The 2,697-nt window shown below is 38.6% G+C and carries 1 protein-coding gene and 1 pseudogene; one reads left to right on the top strand and one right to left on the bottom strand.

What is annotated here, in order from left to right; all coding sequences use genetic code 11:
* Positions 1–541: 541 nt before the first annotated feature.
* Positions 542–1,201 carry a FusB/FusC family EF-G-binding protein gene (locus T260_RS136790; protein WP_012820650.1) on the top strand — a complete coding sequence of 220 codons (660 nt, stop codon included), beginning with the start codon at positions 542–544 and terminating at the stop codon, positions 1,199–1,201.
* Between the two features lie 308 nt (positions 1,202–1,509).
* Here the strand turns inward: T260_RS136790 and T260_RS01000000137795 are convergent.
* Positions 1,510–2,697 (bottom strand): annotated as a pseudogene (locus T260_RS01000000137795) (IS4 family transposase); the annotation flags it as partial.

Below are 2,697 nucleotides of genomic sequence, written 5' to 3' on the forward strand. Positions count from 1 at the left end.
ATTAATTCCTGAAAATGGTTCGATAACTAGTGATTGACAACGCCCGTAGTGAACCGAAAAAATGTTCTCCACAAAGTCTTGACTGACTCCAACGCCATGAAAAACTTGTGGATTCCTTGATGATGTGCTAATCTATTCATGAGACATGAACCTCCTTGTGAATGGTTGGTTAGCACATCTATTTTAACCAAGGAGTCGGGTTCATGTCTCCTTTTTTGTTTGGATGTAAATTTATGTTAGTAAATTTGCTCAACTACAGTTTGTAATAAAAAAGTTGCAAAGTAAATACACAATTAAATTACCATCATTTAATGCGGAAAAACGACCATGATTGGTAGTTTGAGCCGGTGCTAGATCCCTGATATACCTTGCTCCTTGGCTCGCACATCCTGCTTGTAAGGATCCGTGTCAAACTTAAAATAATTTATGCAAAAATATGTAAACTTACGGGAAACTATTTATACTTTTTCGCTATTTAATCCCTTTATTAAATAGAGTTATTAACTGTTAAATCTCTTATTTGATTAGGAGGCAAATTTTTATGCTTGAAAAATTTATTCTAAACCACCAATACAATTTTATTAAGAAGCAAGTTGAAATGCTTAAGCAAAATATAAACCAAAACATTGATAATGATGTATTAGCTAACATAAGAGAAATGTCTTTAAATAAGGTGGTTTCCCAATTTAGTAATTTAAATGAAGAACAATATAGGCTTTTGTCTGAAATTAATAAAATAAAAACTGAGCTGGAGTTTGATGAGTATATAAAAAGAATATATGACTATACTAAACATTTTCCTTATTTAAGCGAGGTTAAATTAAGAAAGTTATTTAAAAATGTAAAAAAGTTAAATATACCAAGGAATATTTTTAATGAAGATAAGCCATTAACATATGTAAGTTGGAATGATTTAGGCTCCTTTAGGAAATTTTTTATTTATCAATTTAATAATAAAATTGTAGGATTTCAATCAAGAATTACTTTATGCAATAAAAAAGGGTATTGTGCATTCTGTAATTCTTTTGAAGAACTAGTCTTAATATCCTCAAATTCAAAGCACAATAACCAAACTTCATATTATAAAGCTTTTGGTCATTATGTATGCCTAGATAGCGAACGTTGTAACAAAAATATTACAGACACTAAACAACTAGATGAGTTTGTTAGAAAATTATATTTAACCCGTGGTGCTAGATAAACTTGATCAAGCATAAAAATAGCCCTTGCTGGCGGATCTCCAGTAGAATGAAAGTGTCACCCAACATTCGANAACTTGATCAAGCATAAAAATAGCCCTTGCTGGCGGATCTCCAGTAGAATGAAAGTGTCACCCAACATTCGAAAGGAGAGATCCCCCATAGCCATCAAGTGAAGCCTTGGAGCGAGTAGCTCCAAGGCTTCACTTTTCATCTTTGGAGGCTGTGACCGTGAGAATATATAAAGATAGGCATGCCAAATACACCTTCCCTATAGAAGGTTTTTTTCATGGTATGAGGCGGGAATTTCTTACGACACCGGCATGATGACCAAACTCTCGATAATGTCTAAAGCGCTCTTTTTTGTATAACGCCTTGATTTTTTTCCGTGTTGAGCGATGATGTCACACAGTTTTAAAAGGAGTTGGACAACTAACGCCTCAGAACACCATAAGGCTTGAAAGAAATCCATACCGAACTCCTTGATCATACTCATCGCCTTATATTCGCTCAATTCCTTTTTCTGTTTTCGATAGAGCCATTCCCGCATTTTAAACATGACAGTGGAGCTGATCAATAAGGCAATCAACGTTCCATACAGGTGGCACTGAAAGCGAGCCCCTTTCATCGGTTTGAATCGATGAATGTGAAACAGGGATTTCCATGTCTTAAATACCACTTCAATTTGCCAGCGAAGAGAATACAGCGTATGAATTTCGTGCAAAGAGGTATAAATCGCTGGAATATTGGTGATATATACATATATTGAGTGGGGGCGTCGCGTCACGTACGCGGCCCCTTTTCGTTTCGCCTTCTGTTTCCATTGTCCTTCCTTCTGTCGCTCCTGTTCTTCGGTCAGCCGATACACAATGAGCCGCGGTTGATGAACTTTCTTTCCACTGACATACGCATGTTCCAGTTCCATGGTTTCTCCGGGTTGCAGCACCGCAAGGAAATCCTCTGGTTCCCATTTTCGAAATCGGTCTCCTTCTTTTTGGTAAATCCCTACATTGTGTTTGAGCCGGGAAATATAAAAGGCTCCGGCGTCATGAATGGCTTGCAATCCCTCAAGCGAAAAATAGCCCTAAGTCTTTCAAACAAAGGTCTCCCTCTTGGATGGTCGATAGAAGGGACGCTCCGTAGGCGGCGTCGTGATGACGGGCATCTTCGACATCCGCATGGAGAAACTTCCCTTCTAGCCATTCATATTCTAGCTGAATTTTCACCCCAGGCCCCGTACATCCCTCGTAAATCCCCCGGATTTCAGGAGGCAGTTGAAACGACGTGGAATCGAGAATGCGAATCCGGCGAAACAGCGAATGTCTTTGACATAAGTGACGGGCTTCCTGAGTCTGATGAATGAGCAGTTTTTCAAACACCGCTTTGAGGAAACTCACCGCTTTTTCATTAAACCGTTGATTGAGCCCTTCCGCACTCAGAGAGGTGTTTTGCTTGAGAGCTAGAGCACTGCAAAGCTGCACCAATGATTTTTGACCGC

It is taken from the genome of Geobacillus thermopakistaniensis (genome assembly GCF_000498995.1).
GTDB classification, from domain to species: domain Bacteria; phylum Bacillota; class Bacilli; order Bacillales; family Anoxybacillaceae; genus Geobacillus; species Geobacillus thermoleovorans.

What these genes read in the sequence shown, in the direction of transcription:
- T260_RS136790 (WP_012820650.1), top strand. Translation starts at nt 542, where the DNA reads ATGCTTGAAAAATTTATTCTAAACCACCAATACAATTTTATTAAGAAG.